The sequence below is a fragment of the Mycobacterium sp. 852002-53434_SCH5985345 genome (genome assembly GCF_001667155.1).
Classification (GTDB): domain Bacteria; phylum Actinomycetota; class Actinomycetes; order Mycobacteriales; family Mycobacteriaceae; genus Mycobacterium.
On record NZ_LZIE01000058.1, the window covers coordinates 22238 to 43745 of the forward strand.

The window sequence follows — 21508 nt, forward strand, 5'->3', positions numbered from 1 at the left end:
TCTCAGTTGCCGAGTTCTTCGTCGAGGATGGCAAAGAGTTCGCTTTCGGTGGCGGCATCGAGGTCGGCGTCGAGGCCCTCGGGGGCGGGGTGGTCGGCGGGCCCCAGGGCCGCGAGGAGGCTGTGCAGGCGGGCACGCAGCGCCGATTTGTCGCCTGCGGCCCAGTCGGGCTGGCTGAGTAGCGCCTGCAATTCCCGGGTGATGTCGGTGAAGCGGGCCATCAGGTCCGGCTGGTCGCTCGCCCCCGCGCCGGCCAGCTGGGTGCCCAGGTGCGCGGCCAGCGCCGCCGGCGTCGGGTAGTCGAAGATCAGCGTGGGCGAAAGCGTCAGTCCGGTGGCCGTTTTCAGCCGGTTGCGCAGTTCGACGGCGGTGAGCGAATCGAAGCCCAGGTCACCGAATGCGCGCCCGGGGTTGATGTCGGCGGGGTTGGGCAAGCCCAGCACGGTCGCCGCGTTGCCGCAGACGAGGTCGATCAGCTCGCGCTGGCGCGCGTCGGGGGTCAGGCCGTGCAGGCGCGCGGTGAGACCCGTCATCAGGGCGGTCGCATCGGCGTCGTCGATGACGCGCCGGGTGGTGCGGGCGGCCAGCTCGCTCAGCAGCGGGGGCAGCGCGGCGGCGTTGTCGGACAAGGCAACCCGATCCACCCGGGCGGCCATCAGCACCGGCGCGTCGACCAGCATGGCGGCGTCGAACGACTCCAGCGCCTGCTCGGTGGACAGTGGTGCGATGCCGAGCCTGCTCATCCGGGCCTTGTCGCGCTCGCCGAGGTGTGCCGTCATCGCCGAGGCCTGCTCCCACAGGCCCCACGCCAGCGACAGGCCCGAAAGCCCGTGCGATCGCCGATACGCGACCAGCCCGTCGAGGAAACTGTTGGCCGCCGCGTAATTGGCCTGGCCCGGGGTGCCGACGATGCCGGCCATCGACGAAAACACCACGAACGCTGACAGATCCAGCTCCCGAGTCAGCTCGTGCAGGTGCCAGGCCCCGTCCACCTTCGCCCGCAGCACCGCGTCCACCCGGTCCGGGGTCAGTGACAAGACCAGCCCGTCGTCGAGGATGCCGGCAGCGTGCACCACACCGCGCAGCGGATACTGCGCCGGTATCTGCGCCAGCATCGCCGCGACCGCGTCGCGGTCGGAGACGTCGCACGCCACCACCGACACCCGGGCGCCGGCCTCCTGCAGGCCATCCACCAGCTCTGCCACCCCGGCGGCCTCAGCGCCGGCGCGGCTGGCCAGGACTACATGGGCGACGCGATAGCGGTGGACGAGGTGATGGGCGAGAGCCGAGCCGGCCATCCCGGTGCCACCGGTGATCACGACGCTGCCCCCGGCCAGCCCGCCACACCCGCTCAGCACCGCGCCGGGCCCCGACGGAATGGTCAGCGCGACCTTGCCGACGTGGCGGGCCTGGCTGACGAACCGATACGCCGCCGAGGCGCATCGCACATCAAAGGTCTTGAGCGGCAACGGCGTCAAGGCGCCATCCCGCAGCAGCCCGACGATCTGCGTCAGCATCGCCGCGGTGCGGTCGGCGCCGGCCTCCAACAAGTCGAAGGCGCAATACCGCGCGCCCCGATATCGCTCGGCGATGACGTCCGGATCGCGGACGTCGGTCTTGCCCATCTCGATGAACCGCCCACCGGGGGCCAGCAGCCGCAGCGACGCGTCGGTGAACTCACCGGCCAGGGAGTTGAGCACCACGTCGACCCCGGCGCCGCCGGTGGCCGACGAAAACTTCTCCTCGAAATCCAGCGTCCGCGAATCGCCGATGTGGTCCTCGTCGAATCCCATCGCGCGCAGGGTGTCCCACTTGCCGCGGCTCGCGGTGGCGAAGACTTCGGCGCCCCAGTGCCGCGCCAGCTGGACCGCGGCCATGCCCACGCCCCCGGTGGCGGCGTGCACGAGCACCCGCTCGCCGGCGCGCAGCCCGGCCAATACCGACAACCCGTAGAGCGCGGTGAGGAACACCACCGGCACTCCCGCGGCCGTGACCAGCGACCAGCCCTCGGGTACCCGCGTGACCAACCGCTGATCCACCACCGCCTCGGAACCGACCACCCTCAGCAGCCCCATCACCGCATCGCCGACCGTCAGCCCCGTCACGCCGGGGCCGACCTCGACGACCACGCCTGCGCCCTCGGCCCCCAACCGTCCGCCGCCGGGATACATGCCCAAGGCCACCAACACATCCCGGAAGTTCACCCCGACCGCGGCCACCGCCACGCGGACCTGCCCGGCCTCCAGTTCCACCCGTGGGCACGGGCTGACCACCAGGTCCTCCAGCGTGCCCCCGCCGCCGGCGTCGAGGCGCCAGCCGCCCGACGGCAGCCGAAGCACCGCTCCCCGCCGCGCCGGCCGCATCCGGGCGGCGTAGGCCACACCCGCGCGGATCGCCAATTGCGGTTCGCCGCAGCCGATCACCGCGCGGGTGTCCAACGATCCGTCGGAGTCGATGAGCACCACCCGGCCCGGATGCTCGGCCTGGGCCGACCGCACCAGCCCCCACACCGCCGCACCGGCCAGGTCCGCGACGTCCTCACCGGCGAGCGCGACCGCCCCGTGGGTCTGCACCGCCAGCGTCCCGGACCCCTCGTCCCGCAACCACGATTGCAGCTCGCCCAACGCCTCGGTGGTGGCCGCGTGCACCGACCGCACCATATCGCCGCCGTGGGTGCCCGACTCCCACAGCGTGGCGTCGTGATCGATGTCGTTGCCGGTCAACGCTATCGGTGACCACGCCACCTCGAACAACCCCTCGGCGGGCGCGGTCGCGAGCGACAGCTGCTCGGCCGAGACGGGGCGCATCGCCAACGAGCGCACCGACAACACCGGCCGCCCGGCGCCGTCGGCCAATTCCACCGACACCGCTCCGGCGCCGGTGGGCGCCAGCCGGACCCGCGCCCGCGATGCGCCCGACGCGTGCAACGACACCCCTTGCCAGGAGAACGGCAACACGGTCTGGCCCTGCCCGGCGGCGACACCGAGCGCGTGCAGCGCGGAGTCCAACAACACCGGGTGGATGCCGAAGCCACCGTCTTGCGCGCCTGCGTCGTCCGGCAGCGCGACGTCGGCGAAGATCTCGTCGCCCCGACGCCACGCCGCCCGCAGCCCGCGGAAGGCCCGGCCATACTCGTAGCCCCGCTCCGCGAGCCGCGCGTACGCGTCGGCCACGTCCAGCGGCGTCGCCCCCACCGGCGGCCACATCGACAGATCCCCGGCCGGTGGCACCGCCGCGGGGCGCACCAGGCCCTGGGCGTGCAGCACCCAGTCCGACTGGGCGCCGGCCGAATACACCGACAGCTCGCGCTGCCCCGATTCGGCGGCGGCGCCGACAACCACCTGCACCTGCACGCCGTCCGCCGCCGGCAACACCAGCGGGGCCGACAACGTCAGCTCCTCGAGCGCCGCACAACCGACCTCGTCGGCGGCGCGGATGGCCAGTTCCACGAATCCCGCACCGGGGAACAACACCGTGCCGCCCACCGCGTGGTCGGCCAGCCACGGCTGCGCGGCCGTCGACAGCCGGCCCGTCAGGACCACCCCACCGGAATCGGGCCGCTGCACCACCGCGCCCAGCAGGGCGTGCCGCGCGCCGGCCAGCCCCAGGGTGGCCACGTCGCCCGAACCCGTCGATCCCCCCGGTAGCCAAAATCGCTGCCGCACAAACCCGTACGTCGGCAAGTCCACGCGCCGTCCGCCGAGACCGGCAATGTCGGCCCGCCAGTCCACCGGCACTCCGGCCACGTGGGCCTGGCCCGCAGAGAGCCAAAACCGTTGCAGCGAACCGTCGTCGCGGCCCAGTGACGGGACCACGAACGCGTCGCTGCCGCAATCGGCCACCGTCTCCTCGACGGCGGCGAGCAGCACGGGGTGTGGGCTGCATTCGACGAACACGCCATACCCGGCGTCGCACGCATTGCGCACCGCCCGTTCGAACTGGACCGGTTGCCGGATGCTCCGGTACCAGTAGTCCGCGTCCAGGCCCGCGGTGTCCAGCGGGTCACCGGTCACGGTGGAGAACAGGGTGACCGGGGACGACCGCGGCGCGATGCCGGCCAGCGCCCCGGCCAACTCCGCGCGGATCGCGTCGACGTGCCGGGAGTGGGAGGCGTAGTCGACGTCGATCCTGCGGGCGCGCACGCCGCCGGCCTCGCAGTGCCGCATCAACTCGTCGAGCGCGTCCACCTCGCCGGACACCACCACCGCGGAAACACCGTTGACGGCAGCGACATTCAGCCGATCGCCCCACTCGGCGATCAATTCCTCGGCGCGGGCCAGGCCGCAGGCCAGCGACACCATGCCGCCCGCACCCGACAACCCCACCAGGAGCCGGCTCCGCAGCGCCACCACCCGGGCTGCGTCCTCCAGCGAAAGCGCACCCGCCACGTAGGCCGCCGCGATCTCGCCCTGCGAATGACCGATCACCGCGTCGGGGACCACACCCACCGAGCGCCACAGCTCGGCCAGCGACACCATCACCGCCCACAGCGCCGGCTGCACCACGTCCACCCGGTCCAACCCGGGCGCACCCGGCGCCCCGCGGAGAACGTCGACCAACGACCACTCAACGTGTTCGGCGAGCGCCTTCTCGCAGCGCTGCAGGTGTTCGGCGAAAACCGGTGAACTGTCCAGCAATTCGGCTCCCATGCCGAGCCATTGCGAGCCCTGCCCGGGAAACACGAACACCGCCTTGCCCACCGGCTGCGCCCGGCCCACCACCGCGCCCGCGCCCGGTGCGCCGGCGGCCACCCCGGCCAGCTCCGCCAGCAGGCGCTCGCGGTCCGCGCCCACCAGCACGGCCCGGTGCTCGAACAACGACCGCGTCGAAACCAGCGACCACGCCACATCGACCGTCCGCAGATCCGGGTCGCCGCTCACCCGCGCCAGGAGCCGGGCCGCCTGGTTGGCCAGGGCGTCGGCCGACCGGGCCGACAGCACCCACGGCGCCGGCGCGTCATCACCCGCGGGTGCGGGGGACTCCAGCGGCGGCTGCTCCACGATGACGTGGGCGTTGGTGCCGCTGATCCCGAACGACGACACCCCCGCGCGGCGCGGCCGGTCCTGCGCCGGCCACTCCCGCGCCTCGGTCAGCAGCGACACCGCCCCCGCCGACCAATCCACATGCGGCGTGGGCACATCCACGTGCAACGTCTTGGGCATCACGCCGTGTCGGATCGCCTGCACCATCTTGATCACGCCGCCCGCGCCCGCGGCCGCCGAGGTGTGGCCCATGTTGGACTTGATCGACCCCAGCCACAGCGGCCGGTCCGCCGGCCGGTCCTGCCCATACGTCGCCAGAACCGCTTGCGCCTCAATCGGATCCCCGAGGGTGGTGCCCGTGCCGTGCCCCTCCACCAGATCCACATCGGCCGTGCGCAGCCGCGCATCGGCCAGCGCGGCGCGGATCACCCGCTGCTGCGACGGCCCGTTGGGCGTCGCCAGCCCGTTCGAGGCGCCGTCCTGATTGACCGCCGACCCGCGCAGCAGCGCCAGCACCGGATGCCCCGAACGACGCGCGTCGGAAAGCCTTTCCAGCACCAGCACGCCGACGCCTTCGGAGAAACCCGTCCCGTCGGCGGCGCCCGCGTAGGCCTTGCACCGCCCGTCGGGGGCCAGCGCCCGCTGCCGGCTGAACTCGATGAACATCGCCGGCGTCGCCATCACCGTCACGCCGCCGGCCAGCGCCAGGTCACATTCGCCGGCGCGCAGCGACCGGGCCGCCAGATGCATGGCCACCAACGACGACGAACAGGCCGTGTCGACCGAAACGGCCGGACCTTCCAAACCCAGCGCGTAGGCCACCCGGCCCGAGGCCACGCTCAGCGTCGACCCGCGTAGGCCGTAGCGCTCCAGGTGTCCCGGCACCCGCCCCTGGCCGCCGTACGAGCCGTGGAAGATGCCGGCGAACACGCCCGTCGCCGAGCCCCGCAGGTCGGCGGGGTCAATCCCGGCCCGCTCCAACGCCTCCCAGGACACCTCCAACAACAAGCGTTGCTGAGGGTCCATCGCCAGCGCCTCGCTGGGCGCGATGCCGAAGAACGCGGCGTCGAAGTCGGCCACGTCGGCCAGAAAGCCGCCGCACCGGGCGTAGGACTTCCCCACCGTGTCGGGGTCGGGATCGAACAGGCCCGACAGGTTCCAGCCGCGGTCCGCGGGGAAATCGGAGACCACATCGCGGCCCTCGACAACCATCTGCCACAGGGCCTCCGGGGAATCCACACCCCCGGGATACCGGCAACCCATCCCGACCACCGCCACGGGTTCGGTTGCCGCGGCAAGGTATTCGCGGGCCTCGCGCTTCAGCCGCTCGTTTTCCTTCAGCGATGCGCGGAGTGCCCGGACGAGGTCCTCGGGGTTGCTGCTCACGGGACACGGCCTAAGCGAGAAAACACGGGGTACAAGAGGCGATGCCTTAGCTCAGTGCCAGCGCAACAACACGAGTTCGGAACAGAATCCCGGACCCATCGCGATCATCAAGCCGGGGCTCCCGCTGGGTGGCGGCTTGGCCCGGGTGTCCCGCAACACGTGCAGCACCGACGCCGACGAGAGATTGCCGATCTCACCCAGCGAACGCCACGTCAGTTCCAGGGCGTCCGGCGGCAGGCTCAGGCTCGCGTTGATCGCGTCGATGATCTTCGGACCGCCGGGATGGCTCACCCAGGCCCCGATGTCGGTCGTCGTCAGCCCGTGCGCACCGAGGAACCCCGTGATGTCCCGCTCGATGTGCTCCTCGACCACCTGCGCCAGGTCCTTGGCCAGCACGAGCTCGAACCCGGCGGCGCCGACGTCGTAGCCCATGGTCCGCAGGGAATCGGGATAGAGCGTGCTGCGCGAGTCGAGGATGGCGGGCCCGGCGGCGCCCACCTGTTCGGCGCGCCGCTCGCCGACGGCGACCACGGCGCCGGCCCCGTCGGCGAACAGCGCGCTGCCGACCATGCCCTGCAGCGTCGGCTTGTAGCCGGGATAGGTGAGCGAGCAGAGCTCGACCGAGATGAGGGCCGCGGCGGCGTCGGGCGCCCCCCGCAGGTAGTCGTTCAGCCGGGCCACGCCCGCGGCCCCGGCCACACAGCCCAGGCCGAACAGCGGCACCCGGCGCACGTCCTCGCGCAGCCCCAGGCGCCCGGCGATCCGGGCGTCCAGGGAGGGTACGGCGAGGCCGGTGACCGTCGTGGTGATCAGCACGTCCAGGTCCTGCGGCCGCAGGCCGGCCTCGTCGAGCGCGCCCGAGAGGGCCTCGCAGCCCAGGTTCACCGCGTTTTCGATGAAGATCCGGTTGGCCAGGCCGAAGTCGGTCAGGCTGGGATATCGCTCCAGCGGCAATACCAGGTGCCGGCTGTTGACCTTCGCGCTGGCGTGCAACTGCCGGACGATGTCCTCGTAGCCCTCGAACTCCGGGACGCTGACGAAGAAGTCGGTGAGCTCGCGCTGGGAGTAGCGATACGGCGGCAGAGCGCCGGAGACGCCCGCGACGACGCTCAATGGACCCACCCCTTGACAACGAAGATCAGGGCCGAAATGTTCACCCGGATCACTTCCTGCGGGCAGTTTAGTCGGCATGCCACCGCCCGGCACAGAAACCAAAGTCCTTCATTCCCTGCCGCCGAGCCGCGCTTTGAGCTCCTCGGACTCGGCCAGGACGGCTTCGAGCTGCTCGGCGACCCGAACCGGCGCGGTGCCGCCCCGCCGGTCGCGCGACGACACCGAGCCCTCGATCGTCAATACCTCACGGACCTGCGGTGTCAGCTCGGGGCTGATCGCGGCCAGCTCGTCGTCGGTCAGCTCGTCGAGCCCGACGGAGCGGCCCTCGGCGGCGCGCACGGCGGCCCCGGCGGCCTCGTGCGCGGCCCGGAACGGCACGCCCCGCCGCACCAGCCATTCGGCGATGTCGGTGGCCAGCGTGTAGCCCGCCGGGGCCAGGGCCGCCATCCGCTCGACGTCGAACGACAGGCTGGCCACCAGGCCGGCCATCGCCGGCAGCACCAGCTCCAGCTGGGCGACCGAGTCGAACACCGGCTCCTTGTCCTCCTGCAGGTCGCGGTTGTAGGCCAGCGGCTGGGCCTTCAGGGTCGCCAGCAGCCCGGCCAGGTTGCCGATCAGCCGCCCGGACTTGCCGCGGGCCAGCTCGGCGATGTCCGGGTTCTTCTTCTGCGGCATGATCGAGCTGCCGGTGGACCAGGAATCGTGCAACCTGACGTAGCCGAACTCCGTCGAACTCCACAGGATGATGTCCTCGGCCAGCCGCGAGGTGTCCACGGCGATCATCGCGAAGATGAACGCGGCCTCGGCGGCGAAATCCCGGGCGGCGGTCGCATCGATGGAATTGTCGGCGGCCGCCGCGAAACCCAGCTTGGCGGCGATGGCGTCCGGGTCCAGTCCCAGCGACGAGCCGGCCAGCGCCCCCGAGCCGTACGGGGACACCGCGGCGCGCCGGTCGAAGTCGACGATGCGGTCGACGTCGCGCAGCAGCGGGTGCGCGTGCGCGAGCAGGTGGTGGGCCAGCAGGACCGGCTGCGCGGACTGCAGGTGCGTCTTGCCCGGCATGATCGCGCTCGGGTGCTCGGCGGCCTGGCCCGCCAGCGCGGCCACGAGCTCCAGCGCCCCGGCCGCGACCCGGCGCACCGCGTCGCGCAGCCACATCCGGAACAGGGTGGCCACCTGGTCGTTACGCGAGCGCCCGGCCCGCAGCCGGCCGCCCAGGTCGGGGCCGACGCGATCGATCAGCCCGCGCTCCAGCGCGGCGTGCACATCCTCATCGGTCACCAGCGGTGTGAAGCTGCCGTCGGCCACGTCCTCGGCGAGGCTGTCCAGGCCGGCCAGCAGCCCGTCGCGCTGCTCCTCGGTGAGCAGGCCCGCGTGAAAGAGAATCACGGTGTGGGCCCGCGAGGCGACGATGTCGTAGGGGGCCAGCACCCAGTCGAAGTGCGTGGACTTACTCAGGGCGGCCAACGCGTCCGACGGGCCGTCGGCGAACCGCCCACCCCACAACGACCCCTCGCGCGTGCTCACGCTTCGTCGGCTGCCAGGTCCCGGCGGGACGCGATCTTGGACGACAACCCGTGCACGTAGACGAAGCCCTTCGCGGCCGACTGGTCGAAGCTGTCGCCCTCGTCGTAGGTGGCCAGGTTGAAGTCGTAGAGCGACTGCGCGCTGCGCCGGCCGTTGACGGCGATGTGGCCGCCGTGCAACACCATTCGCACTTCGCCCGAGACGTGCTCCTGGGTCTTGGCGACGAACGCTTCCAGCGCGGTTTTCAGCGGCGAGTACCAGAGCCCGTCGTAGACCAGCTCGGCCCAGCGTTGGTCGGTGTGGCGCTTGAAGCGGCCCAGTTCGCGCTCGAGCGTGACGTGTTCGAGCTCGGTGTGCGCGGTGATCAGCACCATGGCGCCGGGCGCCTCGTAGATCTCGCGGCTCTTGATGCCCACCAGCCGGTCCTCGACCACGTCCAGGCGCCCCACCCCCTGACTGCCGGCGCGCCGGTTGAGCTCCTCGATGGCGGCCAGCACCGACACTCGTTTGCCGTCGATCGATACCGGGACCCCGCGCTCGAACCCGACGATCACCTCGTCGGGGGTGTTCCAGTTGATGGTGGGATCTTCGGTGTAGGCGTAGATGTCCTTGGTGGGCGCGTTCCAAAGGTGTTCCAGGAAGCCGGTTTCCACCGCGCGACCCCACACGTTCTGGTCGATGGAGAACGGCGAGCGTTTGGTGACGTTGATCGGGATGGCGTTCTCCTCGGCGAACGCGATCGCCTTCTCCCGTGTCCATGCGTAGTCGCGGACGGGCGCCAGCACCTCCAAATCCGGTGCCAGCGAAGCGAATCCGACTTCGAAACGGACCTGGTCGTTGCCCTTGCCGGTGCACCCGTGCGCGACGATGCTGCCGCCGTGCTCGCGCGCGGCAGCCACCAGGTGCTTGGCGATCAGCGGCCGGCTGATGGCCGACACCAGCGGGTAGCGGTCCATGTACAGCGCGTTGTTCATGATGGTGGGCAGGCAGAATCCCTCGGCGAACTCGTCGCGGGCGTCGACGACGACGGCCTCCACCGCACCGCAGTCCAGGGCCCGCTGGCGGACGACCTCCATGTCCTCGCCGCCCTGGCCGAGGTCAATCGCCACCGCCACCACCTCGCGGCCGGTCTCCTTGCCGATCCAGCTGATCGCGACCGAGGTGTCCAGACCGCCGGAATACGCCAGAATGACGCGATCTGACATGAACCAATCTCCTTTTTTAGGTGAGCTCTTCCAGGGTGCGGGCCAGCTCGGCGCCGGTCATCGGCTCTCGAGCGGCCACGAAGACCGTGTCGTCGCCGGCGATGGTGCCGACGACGTACGGTAACGCCGCGCGGTCGATCGCGCTGGCCAAATAGTTGGCGCCGCCGGGCGGGGTGCGCAGCACCGCGAGATTGGCGCTGGCGTCGGCGGAGACCAGGAGTTCACTCAGCAACCGGGACAGCCGAGCGGTGCCGCCGGAGACGCCGCGCACCGGGCTGCCGTCCTCGGGAACGATGTAGACGCCCACGCCGCCGTCGGCGCCGCGCAGCTTCACCGCGCCCAGCTCCTCGAGGTCGCGTGACAGCGTGGCCTGGGTGACCTCGATGCCCTCGTCGGCCAGCCGGGCCGCCAGTTCGCTCTGGCTGCTGATCGACGCCGACGACAGGATCGCCACGATGCGGTCCTGCCGGCCGGCCCGGGTGGTCTCGGGGGTGGTCTTGCTACGGGTCATGAGCGCCGCTCCAGCAGCCAGACCAGCAGCGCCTTCTGGGCGTGCAGCCGGTTCTCGGCCTCGTCCCACACCACGCTGGCCGGCCCGTCCATCACCTCGTCGGTGATCTCGGCACCGCGGTGCGCCGGAAGGCAGTGCAGCACAATGGCTTCCGGGTCGGCCAGGCCCAGCAGCCGCTGGTTGACCTGGAAGGGCCGGAACGGGGTTAGGCGGTCCAGGCCGTCGTCTTCCTGCCCCATCGACGTCCACGTGTCGGTCACCAGGACGTCGGCACCGGCCGCGGCCGCGTCGGCGTCCGTGGTGAGGGTGACCGAGCCGCCGGTGGTTTCGGCGCGCTCGCGCGCGGCCGCCGTGAACGAGGGGGCGGGGGCGAAGCCGTCCGGCGCGGCGATGGTGACGTGCATACCGGCGGTCACGCCGCCGAGCAGGAGCGAGTGGGCCATGTTGTTGGCGCCGTCGCCGAAGTAGGACATCCGCAGTCCGGCAAGCGATCCCTTGCGTTCGGCGATGGTCTGCAGGTCGGCGAGCACCTGGCAGGGGTGGAACTCGTCGGAGAGCGCGTTGATCACCGGCACGGTGGCCGCCTCGGCCATGGCCTCGAGCCGGTCCTGCTCGAACGTCCGCCACACGATGGCCTCGACGTAACGGGACAGCACCCGCGCGGTGTCGCCCAGCGTCTCGTCGCGGCCCAGCTGCGTGCTGCGGGCGTCGACGACGACGGCGTGCCCGCCGAGCTGGGCGATGCCCACCTCGAAGGAGAACCGGGTGCGGGTGGAGTTCTTGTCGAAGAGCACCGCGACGCCGCGGGGCCCCTCCAGTGGCCGGCAGCTGAACGGGTCCTCCTTCAGGTCGGCGGCCAGCTGCAGCACCTCGGCCTGCTCCTGGGGCGACAGGTCGTCGTCGCGCAGAAAGTGCCGGATCATTCAGCGAGCCTGTCCAGGATGCCCGGCAGCGCAGCGACGAAACTGTCGAGCTGGGCTTCGGTGACGATCAGCGGTGGTGCCAGCCGGATGACGTCGGGTGCGGCGGCGTTGACCAGGAAACCGGCTGCCCGCGCGGCATTTTCGGCTTCCTTGGCGCGTGGCGCGGTCAGCACCATGCCTTGCAGCAGGCCACGTCCGCGCACGTGGTCGATCATCGGGTGGTTCAGGGATTCGATGCCGTGGCGCACCGACTTGCCCAGCACGTCGGCGTGCCGGACCAGGTCCTCGTCGGCGATCACCCGCAGCACCGCCCGCGCCGCCGCCGCGCAGATCGGGTTGCCGCCGAATGTGCTGCCATGCAGGCCGGGCGCCATCAGGTCCGCGGCCCGCCCGGCGGCCAGGCACGCGCCGATGGGCAGCCCGCCGCCCAGCCCCTTGGCCATGGTCACGACGTCCGGGGTGATGCCGTCGTGCTGATGAGCGAAAAACGCTCCGGTGCGGCCCATCCCGGTCTGCACCTCGTCCAGGACCAGCAGCGCGCCGTGCCGCGCGGTGATCTCGCGCGCGGCGGTCAGATAGCCCTCGGGCGGGACGACGACGCCGCCCTCCCCCATGATCGGTTCGAGGAACACCGCGGCGGTGGCGTCGTCGACCGCGGCCGCCAGCGCCTCCGCGTCGCCGTAGGGCACGTGCGTGACGTAACCCGGCAGCGGCTCGAACGGCGCCCGCTTGCTCGGCTGACCGGTCAGCGCCAGCGCGCCCATGGTGCGGCCGTGGAAACCGCCCTGCGCGGCAACGAGTTTGGTGCGTCCGGTCAGCCGCGACAGCTTGAACGCCACCTCGTTGGCCTCGGTTCCCGAGTTGCAGAAGAACACCCGCGTCGGCGCGCCGGTCTTGTCGGAGCCCAGCAGCGCCGCCAGCTCCTCGGCCAGCGCGATGCCCGGTTCGCTCGCATACAGGTTGGAGGTGTGACCCAGCGTCGCCATCTGCCGCGTGACGGCCTCGATGACCGCGGGATGGCGATGGCCGAGGACGTTGACCGCGATGCCGCCGAGCAGGTCCAGGTATGTGTTGCCGTCCACGTCGGTGACCACGACGCCGTCCCCGCTGGCCAGCGCCAGCGGCGGGGTGCCGTAGTTGTTCATCATCACGGCTTCCCAGCGCTGCTTTATCGCTTCGGATTCACTCATTGGCTCACCACCTTGGTGCCGGTGCCCGCATCGGTGAAAAGCTCCACCAGCACGCAGTGTTCGACCCTGCCGTCGATCACGTGCGCGCTCGGCACGCCCGCTGTCACGGCCCGCAGGCACGCTTCGACCTTGGGAATCATGCCCGCCTCCAGCGTGGGTAGCAGTTGCGCGAGTGTGGCGGTGTCGATTTCGCTGACCAGCGATTCGCGGTCCGGCCAGCTGGTGTAGAGACCCTCGACATCGGTGAGCATCAACAGCTTTTCGGCCCGCAGGGCCTCGGCGAGTGCAGCCGCGGCGGTGTCGGCGTTGATGTTGTGCACCACACCCCCGGCGTCCGGGGCAAGGGTCGACACCACCGGAATACGGCCCGCCGCAATGAGATCCAGCACGGCGGCGGTGTTGACCCGCTCGACGTCCCCGACCAGGCCGATGTCGGTCGCCACGCCGTCCACGGTGACGCTGCGCCGCACGGCCGTGAACAGTTGCGCATCCTCGCCGGTGATGCCGACGGCGTAGGGGCCATGCGCGTTGATCAGGTTGACCAGTTCGCGGCCCACCTGGCCGAACAGCACCATCCGCGCCACGTCGAGCACTTCGGGTGTGGTGACCCGGAACCCGCCCTTGAAGTCGCCCGCGATGCCGAGGCGCCGCAGCATGGCGGTGATCTGCGGGCCGCCGCCGTGCACGACGACGGGGTGGACGCCGCAGTTGCGCAGGAAGGCCATGTCGGCGGCGAAGGCGTGCCGCAACGTGTCGTCGGTCATGGCGTTGCCGCCGTACTTGATGACGACGATCTTGCCGTACAGCTGCTTGAGCCAGGGCAGCGCTTCGGCCAGCACCTGCGCTTTGACCGCGGTCGGCAGCTGTTGCGTGTTGATGGTCATGAGCTGTATGCCGAGTTCTCTTCGACGTAGGCGTGCGACAGGTCGGTGGTGCGCACGGCCGCGGAGCCGTCACCCACGCCCAGGTCGACGGTGATGTCGATGTCCGCGCCGGACAGGTCCACCTCGCGCGCGCCCGGCGCCCCGACCCCGTCGACGCACACGGCAAAGCCGTTGAACGACACCCGGATCCGATCCGGATCGAGCGTGACCGGCGCCATGCCGACGGCGGCCAGCACGCGGCCCCAGTTCGGGTCGGACCCGAACACCGCGGTCTTGACCAGGCTGTCGCGGGCGATCACCCGGGCGGCGGTCAGCGCCTCATCCTCGGAGGAGGCCCCGGTGATGGTGACGGTGACGCGCTTGGTGACCCCCTCGGCGTCGGCCTGCAGCTGCGCGCACAGGTCGTCGCACACCCGCAGCACGGCGTCGTCGAGATCGGCCTGCGCGGGGGCGATCCCGCTCGCCCCGGAGGCCAGCAATAGCACCGTGTCGTTGGTCGAACAGCTGCCGTCGATGTCGAGCCGGTCGAAGGTGCGCGCGGCGGCGCGGCGCAGCGCGCGGTCGAGCGCGGCCGGTTCGGCGGCCGCGTCGGTGGTGAGCACGCAGAGCATGGTGGCCAGCGACGGCGCCAGCATCCCCGCACCCTTGGCCATCCCGCCGACCGTCCAGTTGCCCGGGTGGTGCAGCGCAACCTGTTTCGGCACCGTGTCGGTCGTCATGATCGCGCGGGCGGCCTCGTCGCCCCCGCTGAGCCCGCCGGCCATGTCCTGCACGATGGTCCGCACCCCAGCGAACACCTTGTCCATCGGCAGCCGGTCGCCGATCAGCCCGGTGGAGCAGACCGCGACCTCAACGGCGCCGGTCTCGGTGCCCCAGTCGGACAACGCGGCCGCGACCGCCTCGGCGGTGGCGTGGGCGTCCTGGAAGCCGCCCGGGCCGGTGCAGGCGTTGGCACCGCCGGAGTTGAGAATCACCGCGCGCAGCGCCCGGGTGGTCAGCACCTGCTGGGTCCACAGCACCGGCGCGGCCTTGACCTTGTTGCGGGTGAACACGCCGGCCGCCGCGTAGTCGGGCCCCTCGCTGAAAACCAGGGCCAGGTCGCGGTTGCCCGACGCCTTGATGCCGGCGGCGATACCGGCGGCCCGGAACCCGGCCGGCGCGGTGACGCCCTGTTCGCGCACCAGGCGCGCCTCGATGCGGGTCACGGTGCGACCCCGACCACCGAAAGGCCTTGCGTCTCCGGCCATCCCAGCGCCAGATTCATCGACTGCACCGCCGCGCCGCCCGTGCCCTTGACCAGGTTGTCGATGGCGGCGATTGCCACGAACGTCCCCGCGGCCTCGTCTACCGCCACGGCCAGGTGCGCCGCGTTGCTGCCGATCACCGATCCGGTGCGGGGCAGCTGGCCCTCGGGCAGAAGGTGAATGAAAGGTTCAGCGTCGTAAGCCTTTTCGTAGGCGGCCCGCAACTGCGACAGCGGGGTACGGGTACGCGCGGTGCAGGTGGCCAGGATGCCGCGCGAGGTCGGGATCAGCACCGGGGTGAACGACACCGTGACGTCGCGGTCGGTGACGGCGCGCAGGCCTTGGGCGATCTCGGGGGTGTGCCGGTGGGCACCCGCGATGTTGTAGGCCCGCGCGGATCCGATGACCTCGGAGCCGAGCAGATCGGTCTTGGCGGCGCGGCCGGCCCCGGAGGTGCCGCTGACGGCGACCACCGTGACCGCGGGCTCGATCAGGTCCTCGGCCATCGCGGGCAGCAACGCCAGCAGCGCCGCGGTCGGGTAGCAACCCGGGACGGCGATGCGGCGCGCCCCGCACAACCGCTCCCGCGCGCCGGGCAGTTCGGGCAGCCCGTACGGCCAGCTGCCGGCGTGCGGGGAGCCGTAGAACCGTTCCCAGGCGCCGGCGTCGGTGAGCCGGAAGTCGGCGCCGCAGTCGATGATCAGGGTGTCGGGACCGAGTTGATCGGCCAGCGCCGCCGAATGCCCGTGCGGCAGAGCCAGGAACACCACGTCGTGGCCGGCCAGCACGGTGAGTTCGGTGGGCTCGACCACCCGCTGGGCCAACGGCGTCAGGTGCGGATGGTGCTCGCCGAGCGTGCTGCCGGCGCTGGTCGCGGCGGTCAGCGAACCGATGGCGAGGCGCCCGTCGGCGTAGGCCGGATGCCCGAGCAACAGCCGCAGGATCTCACCGCCCGCATAACCGCTGGCCCCGGCGATCGCCACCCTCAATACGTCGGCCATTCAGCCGATTCTGCATGGTTATGCATTGCTTTGCAAATCCATTCCAACGCGGGTCGCTAGCCGCGCAGTTCGGCGCCGACGGCCTCGGCGGCGCGTCGCACCGCGGCATCGCGGGCCGCGCTGGCGTCGTCCTCGGTCAGCGTGCGGTCCGGGGCACGGAAACGCAGGGCGAAGGTCAGCGATTTGCGGTCATCCCCGAGCTGCGGGCCGGTGAAGACGTCGAAAAGTTGCAGGTCTTCCAGCAGCTCGCCGGCGCCGTCCCGGACGGCGTCGGCCACGGCCTGGGCGGGCACGTGCGCGGGCACCACCAGGCTGAGGTCCTGGAAGACGGCCGGGAACGGCGACACCCTGGGCGCCGGCAGCGCCTGGACGATGGGGATCGCGTCGAGGTTCAGTTCGACGGCGCAGGTGCCCTTCGGCAGGTTGGACCGCTCGATCACGGCAGGGTGCAGTTGCCCGGCGTGACCGACGACGGTCTCCCCGACGAGCACCTCGGCGCACCGGCCCGGGTGCCAGGGCAGGCACTGGGCCGCCCGCAGGCTCACCTCGACGCCGCTGGCGCGGGCGATGATGCGCGCCGCGTCGAACGCGTCGGCGGCTTCCGCCCGGCGGCCGGGCCCCCAGGGGCCGCGGCGTTCGCGCAGGCCCGCCAGCACCACCGCGACATGCTGCGGCTGTCGGGGCAGCGAGGCGTCCAGCAGGGCGATCTCATGGTCGGTCGGCCGGCGGTGCACGGGAATGGGCTGCACGCCGCGGGTCTGCTCGGTCGGTTGCACCACCTGCGCCAGGGCATACAGCCCGACGTCCACCAGCCCGCGGGATACGTTGCGCACCAACGCTTCCAGCAGCGCGGGCAGCAGCGTGGTGGCCAGGTGCGGACGGTCGGCCTCCAGCGGGTTGAGCACCTGCGTGGTGGCGCGTCGCGGGTCGTCCTCCGGCAGGCCCCACAGGTCGAACACGCCGGCGGGCAGGAACGGCGTCGGCAGGATCTCGACGTATCCCGATTCCGCGAGCGATCTGCCGATGGCGCGGCGACGCTTCTGCCCCGCGGTGAGGCCCGGGCCCGCCGGGGCCGCGGGCAGCACCGACGGGATGGCCTCCAGCCCCTCCAGCCGCAGCACCTCCTCGACGAGGTCGGCGGGCTGCAACAGGTCGGGTCGCCAGCTCGGCGGCGTCACCGTCAAGGCCCCGCCGGCCCCACCTTCCGGGGCCACGTGACACCCGATCTGCGTCAGGCGTCGCGCGGTCGCGCCGGGCGGGTAGGCCACGCCGGCGACGCGGTCGGGCAGGTCGGCGGGGATCCGGATCGGGGGGAGCGACCAGTCGTCGGTCGGGGGGTCGCCCCGCCAATCGGTCAGCTTCTCCGCCACCGCTCCCCCGGCGATCTCGACGAGCAGCGCCGCGCAGCGGTCCAGTGCGGCCACCGAGATGGCCGGGTCCACCCCGCGCTCGTAGCGCCGGGCGGCCTCGCTGGGCAGGTGCAACCGGCGCTGGGTCCGCGATACCGCCGCCGGGTCCCACACGGCGGCCTCCAGCAGTACGTCGGTGGAGTCGGCGCGCACCTCGGTGCTCGCCGCGCCCATCACGCCGCCGATCGCCGCGGTCGCCCGGTCGTCGACGATCAGGACGTCGGCCGGATCGAGCCGGCGCTCGACGTCGTCCAGGGTGATTACCGTCTCGCCGGGCCGGGCGAACCGTACGACCAGGCCTCCGGAGATGCGGTCGCAGTCATGCGCGTGCATGGGGTGACCGAGTTCGAGCATCACGTAGTTGGTGACGTCCACCGCCGGCGACGTCGCGCGGATACCGGCCAGCAGCAGCCGCCGTTGCAACCACCACGGCGACACCGCCGCGGGGTCGATGCCGGTGACGGGCCGCAGGGCGAACCGGCGCACGCCGGTCTCGGCGTCCACCGTGAGCGCCCACGCCTCCCCTTCGGCCGGCAACGGCTTGACGTCGGCCGGGTCGACGAAGTTCAGGTCGTAGGCGCAGGCGATCTCGCGGGCCAGCCCGCGCACCGACATGCCGTAGCCCCGGTCGGGGGTGATCGCCAGGTGAAAGACCACATCGTCCAATCCCAGCACCGCGGCGCCGTCGGCGCCCGGTTCGGCCGTGCCGGCCGGCAGCACCAGGATCCCGGAATGGTCGGCACCCAAACCGAGTTCGGCCGCCGAGCAGATCATGCCGTCCGAGTCGCGGCCATAGGTCTTGCGCGCCGTGATGGCGAACCCGCCCGGCAGCGTGGTGCCGGGCAACGCCACGACCACCAGATCACCGACAACGAAATTCGTTGCCCCGCAGACGATGTCGCGCTCCACGCCGTCGCCGACCGCTACCCGGCAGGCACGGATCGGCTTCTTGAAGCCGGTGAGCTCCTCGATGCTGGTCACCCGCCCCACGGTCAGCGGTCCGTCGACCGGGCCGAGGGTGACGACCTCCTCGACCTCGTGGCCGATGCGCACCAGCGTCTGCTCGAGATCGCCGGGGGCGACGTCCCAGCCCGGCGAGCCCGCCGCTACCACTTCCCGCAGCCAGCTGTAGGGGATGCGCATCAGGCACCCACCCCGAACGGCAGCGAGAACCGGACATCGCCCTCGACCATGTCGCGCATGTCGGGTATGCCGTTGCGGAACTGCAGGGTGCGTTCCAGGCCCATGCCGAACGCGAACCCGGAGTAGACGTCCGGGTCGATCCCCGCGGCCCGCAACACGTTTGGGTGCACCATGCCGCAGCCGCCCCACTCCACCCAGCCGGCGCCGCCCTTCTTGCCGACGAACCACACGTCGACCTCGGCGGAGGGCTCGGTGAACGGGAAGAAGTGCGGGCGGATCCGGGTGCGCGCCTCCGGGCCGAACTCGGCCCGGGCGAACGCGTCGAGGGTGCCCCGCAGATGCGCCATGGACAGACCGCGGTCCACCGCCAGCCCCTCGACCTGGTGGAAGACCGGAGTGTGGGTGGCGTCGAGCTCGTCGGTGCGGAAGGTGCGGCCGATCGAGATGATGTAGACGGGCAGCTCGTGGGCCAGCAGGGTGCGCACCTGCACCGGCGACGTGTGGGTGCGCAGCAGCTGCCGGGAGTCGTCCGGCGCGATGTAGAAGGTGTCCTGCTCGCTGCGCGCCGGGTGGTCCGCGGGGAAATTGAGGGCGTCGAAGTTGAACTGCTCGGTCTCGACTTCCGGCCCCTCCGCCAGCTCCCACCCCATCGCGACGAAGGTGTCGGCGATGTGGTCGGCGAGCTGGGTGATCGGGTGCCGGGCGCCGATCGGCTGCCGGCTCGACGGCAGCGTGACGTCGATGCCCTCGGCGGCCAGCACCGCCGCGTCGCGTTCGGCGCGCAGTGCCGCCAGGCGATCGTCGTAGCTGCGCTGCACTTCGGTTCGCGCGGAATTGACCCGCTTGCCGGCGTCGGCCCGCTCGTCCTTGGGGACGCTGCCCAGCGCCTGGCGGGCCAGCGCCAGCGGTGAGCGGTCACCGAGGTGCTCGGTCTTCACGCGCGCCAGCGCGTCCAGATCGCCGGCGCGCGCGATCGCCTCCCGGGCGGCGCCGACCGCCGCGGCCAAGGCGTCCGGTGACAGGTCGACGGGCTGAGCACCCACGCGGCGACACTCTCCTTGCTGATGAGGGGCTGGGAAAGAAGCTTGCCCAGCGGCAAGTGCCGATCATAGTGATGCGGTGCGTGCACCCCGGCGGGCGCTTCGGACTAACGGCGGACGGCTGGCCTAGCCGGTTGTGACGGGCTGCGGACCGGTCAGCGCGTGCTCGGCCAGCACCGCGCTGCGCCCGGTGACGAACCGCACGAGCTTGTGCGCGGCCAGCGCGCCCAGCACGCCGAACGCGGGCGCCGCGGCCATCGTTCCCCAGTGGTGGGCCAGCAGCAGAAAGCCGAAGCCCGAAGAAGCGGCCAGCATCATGATGCGCACCGGCGTCCAGTGGATGGGCTGGCGGAGCCGGGCGGAGACCAGCACGCCCAACACCACGGCGACGGTGTGACCGGCATCGGTGAAATCGCCGCCGATGATCGCCGAGGCCATCCCGGCCGCCACCCACCAGCCGACCCAGGCGGCCCGCCAGCGCTGCGGGATCACCGCCGTCATCGCCCCGAGCACCGCCAGGGCGCCGTAGCTCATCCCGACATCGCTGGCCCGGGTGATCGACAGGGGCATCCACTCGAACTCGACCGCGGCGGCCAGGGCGGCGGCCACGAGCAGCGTCGCGCCGATGTGCCCGACGAGGAACGCCACCGCCAGCCGGATGGTGCGCAGGTGCAACTCGCCAAGCGCGAGCAGGCAGGTGAGGAACGGCAACCAGAAGTAGAGCGGACCGGCGTCGACGACCAGGGCGCTGCCCAGCAGCGTGCCCACGTGGCCATGGGCCAGGTTGTGCAGGTTGGTGCTGGCCCGCTCGACCAGCACGTCGTGCGCGTGCGGCCCGAGCGCCAGGATGGCACCGCTGACGGCAAGCAGCACCGCCACGTATCCCACCGTGAACTGGACCCGGGCGAGCCGGGCGAAGATGCCCCCAAACATTGCATCCATTATGTCGGCTAATTTGTTTCGGAAGTGTGATCGGGCGCTGTCAACTCCCTATGAGTCCTCAAACGATATATCGCCAAGTCGGCCGGGACGCCCGGGGTCTTGCCCGCAAACACGGGTTTACGTGCACGTTTGGCGACGACGCCCATCGCGTCCAGTTCGCTCTGGGCGATCAGGTCGAGTGTCGAACCTGACACCATGACCCCGCCCTTGGTGGCCCGTTCCATCACCCGAGCGGCGATGTTGACGTCGACGCCGAGCCAGTCCGCGGCCAACCGCTGGGGCCGACCGGTGTGGATCCCGACCCGCATCCGCGGCGTGTAGCCCGCCACCTCGACCGACTTCAGCGCCCCCTTGGCGGCCAGGACGGCCCGCACCGCGACCGTGGGATCGCCGAAGACGGCCATCAGGCCGTCGCCCATCCGTTTGACGATGTGGCCACCGGCGTCCAGCAGCGGCGGCTCGAGGGCCCGCGCCACCTGTCGCAGCAGGGTGAGCGCCGCTTCGTCACCGGCCTGCAAGGACCACGACGAGAAGCCGACCAGGTCGGTAAACACCAACGTCACCTCGGGATTCGCGGGACGTCGGGCGACCGACTCGGTCAGCGCCTGCCACATCTGCAACAGCCCGAGGCTGACCTCACGCGACACCGCGTCGCGGTCCCCCAGCAGCCGGTCGGCGGCTCGCGCCGCGGCGCGCGGTCCACCCTCGCCGGCCGTGGACAGCGGGTCGCCGAACTCGGGATCGCCGGGTAGCAGACGCCGCGCCCGGCGGATGAACGCCACCGCGCCGGGACTGTGATTCCGGTTGTGCAACCACTGCGAGGCGCCGTGCGCCGAGACCGCGGAAGGCGGTGGCGAATCGGGCTCGCCCGAGTCCGAGTCGCGACGCGCGAGTTCCACCTGGCCAGGTTATTTGGTTCCGGCGGAGCCGGGCAACGAAGGCCCCACGGTTTGTGTCACAGCTCGCAACGTATCGCCTGATCACAGCGATGCCACACCGCTATGGACG

At 71.6% G+C, this 21508-nt stretch carries 13 protein-coding genes and 1 pseudogene; all 14 read right to left on the minus strand.

All coding sequences use genetic code 11. The features are described 5' to 3' along the window. Positions 1–2: 2 nt before the first annotated feature. The gene (locus tag A5756_RS13705) at positions 3–6368 is read right to left on the minus strand and encodes a type I polyketide synthase (RefSeq protein ID WP_066953094.1); all 6366 of its coding nucleotides are present in this window, start codon (positions 6366–6368) and stop codon (positions 3–5) included. Positions 6369–6419: 51 nt separating this feature from the next. Beyond that, positions 6420–7481: a type III polyketide synthase gene (locus A5756_RS13710; RefSeq protein ID WP_066953096.1), complete on the minus strand. Its 1062-nt coding sequence runs from the start codon at positions 7479–7481 to the stop codon at positions 6420–6422. Positions 7482–7589: 108 nt separating this feature from the next. After that, positions 7590–9008, minus strand: a complete 1419-nt coding sequence (argH, locus tag A5756_RS13715; RefSeq protein ID WP_066953098.1) for an argininosuccinate lyase — start codon at positions 9006–9008, stop codon at positions 7590–7592. Then, positions 9005–10213 carry an argininosuccinate synthase gene (locus A5756_RS13720; RefSeq protein WP_066953100.1) on the minus strand — a complete coding sequence of 403 codons (1209 nt, stop codon included), beginning with the start codon at positions 10211–10213 and terminating at the stop codon, positions 9005–9007. The genes argH and A5756_RS13720 overlap by 4 nt, the downstream gene beginning before the upstream one ends. Positions 10214–10229: 16 nt before the next feature. Continuing rightward, a complete protein-coding gene (locus tag A5756_RS13725) occupies positions 10230–10724 on the minus strand; it encodes an arginine repressor (protein ID WP_066953103.1) in 495 nt (164 codons plus the stop codon). Further along, on the minus strand, positions 10721–11647 hold the full coding sequence (gene argF, locus A5756_RS13730; protein WP_066953105.1) for an ornithine carbamoyltransferase: 927 nt from the start codon (positions 11645–11647) through the stop codon (positions 10721–10723). Before argF ends, A5756_RS13725 begins: the two co-directional genes overlap by 4 nt. Next, positions 11644–12837: an acetylornithine transaminase gene (locus A5756_RS13735; RefSeq protein WP_066953107.1), complete on the minus strand. Its 1194-nt coding sequence runs from the start codon at positions 12835–12837 to the stop codon at positions 11644–11646. The genes argF and A5756_RS13735 overlap by 4 nt, the downstream gene beginning before the upstream one ends. Next, positions 12834–13721, minus strand: a complete 888-nt coding sequence (gene argB / locus A5756_RS13740) for an acetylglutamate kinase (protein WP_066953109.1) — start codon at positions 13719–13721, stop codon at positions 12834–12836. Before argB ends, A5756_RS13735 begins: the two co-directional genes overlap by 4 nt. Next, entirely contained in the window at positions 13718–14968 is a 1251-nt protein-coding gene (argJ, locus tag A5756_RS13745) for a bifunctional glutamate N-acetyltransferase/amino-acid acetyltransferase ArgJ (RefSeq protein ID WP_066953111.1), read from the minus strand. The genes argB and argJ overlap by 4 nt, the downstream gene beginning before the upstream one ends. After that, positions 14923–15982, minus strand: a pseudogene (gene argC / locus A5756_RS13750) (N-acetyl-gamma-glutamyl-phosphate reductase). The gene argJ and the pseudogene argC overlap by 46 nt, the downstream one beginning before the upstream one ends. A gap of 40 nt (positions 15983–16022) precedes the next feature. Further along, entirely contained in the window at positions 16023–18518 is a 2496-nt protein-coding gene (gene pheT / locus A5756_RS13755; protein WP_066953115.1) for a phenylalanine--tRNA ligase subunit beta, read from the minus strand. Next, positions 18518–19561 carry a phenylalanine--tRNA ligase subunit alpha gene (pheS, locus tag A5756_RS13760; protein ID WP_066953117.1) on the minus strand — a complete coding sequence of 348 codons (1044 nt, stop codon included), beginning with the start codon at positions 19559–19561 and terminating at the stop codon, positions 18518–18520. The genes pheT and pheS overlap by 1 nt, the downstream gene beginning before the upstream one ends. 123 nt (positions 19562–19684) lie before the next feature. Continuing rightward, on the minus strand, positions 19685–20491 hold the full coding sequence (locus A5756_RS13765) for a rhomboid-like protein (RefSeq protein WP_066953119.1): 807 nt from the start codon (positions 20489–20491) through the stop codon (positions 19685–19687). A gap of 17 nt (positions 20492–20508) precedes the next feature. Then, the gene (locus A5756_RS13770; RefSeq protein ID WP_066953121.1) at positions 20509–21399 is read right to left on the minus strand and encodes an adenylate/guanylate cyclase domain-containing protein; all 891 of its coding nucleotides are present in this window, start codon (positions 21397–21399) and stop codon (positions 20509–20511) included. Between the last annotated feature and the right edge of the window lie 109 nt (positions 21400–21508).

Excerpts from the sequence above, each read along its gene's own strand:
- argB (WP_066953109.1), bottom strand. The coding sequence starts at position 13,721 with ATGACCATCAACACGCAACAGCTGCCGACCGCGGTCAAAGCGCAGGTG.
- argF (WP_066953105.1), bottom strand. The coding sequence starts at position 11,647 with ATGATCCGGCACTTTCTGCGCGACGACGACCTGTCGCCCCAGGAGCAG.
- A5756_RS13725 (WP_066953103.1), bottom strand. The coding sequence starts at position 10,724 with ATGACCCGTAGCAAGACCACCCCCGAGACCACCCGGGCCGGCCGGCAG.
- argJ (WP_066953111.1), bottom strand. The coding sequence starts at position 14,968 with ATGGCCGGAGACGCAAGGCCTTTCGGTGGTCGGGGTCGCACCGTGACC.
- A5756_RS13765 (WP_066953119.1), bottom strand. The coding sequence starts at position 20,491 with ATGTTTGGGGGCATCTTCGCCCGGCTCGCCCGGGTCCAGTTCACGGTG.
- pheT (WP_066953115.1), bottom strand. The coding sequence starts at position 18,518 with ATGCGCATCCCCTACAGCTGGCTGCGGGAAGTGGTAGCGGCGGGCTCG.
- A5756_RS13720 (WP_066953100.1), bottom strand. The coding sequence starts at position 10,213 with ATGTCAGATCGCGTCATTCTGGCGTATTCCGGCGGTCTGGACACCTCG.
- A5756_RS13735 (WP_066953107.1), bottom strand. The coding sequence starts at position 12,837 with ATGAGTGAATCCGAAGCGATAAAGCAGCGCTGGGAAGCCGTGATGATG.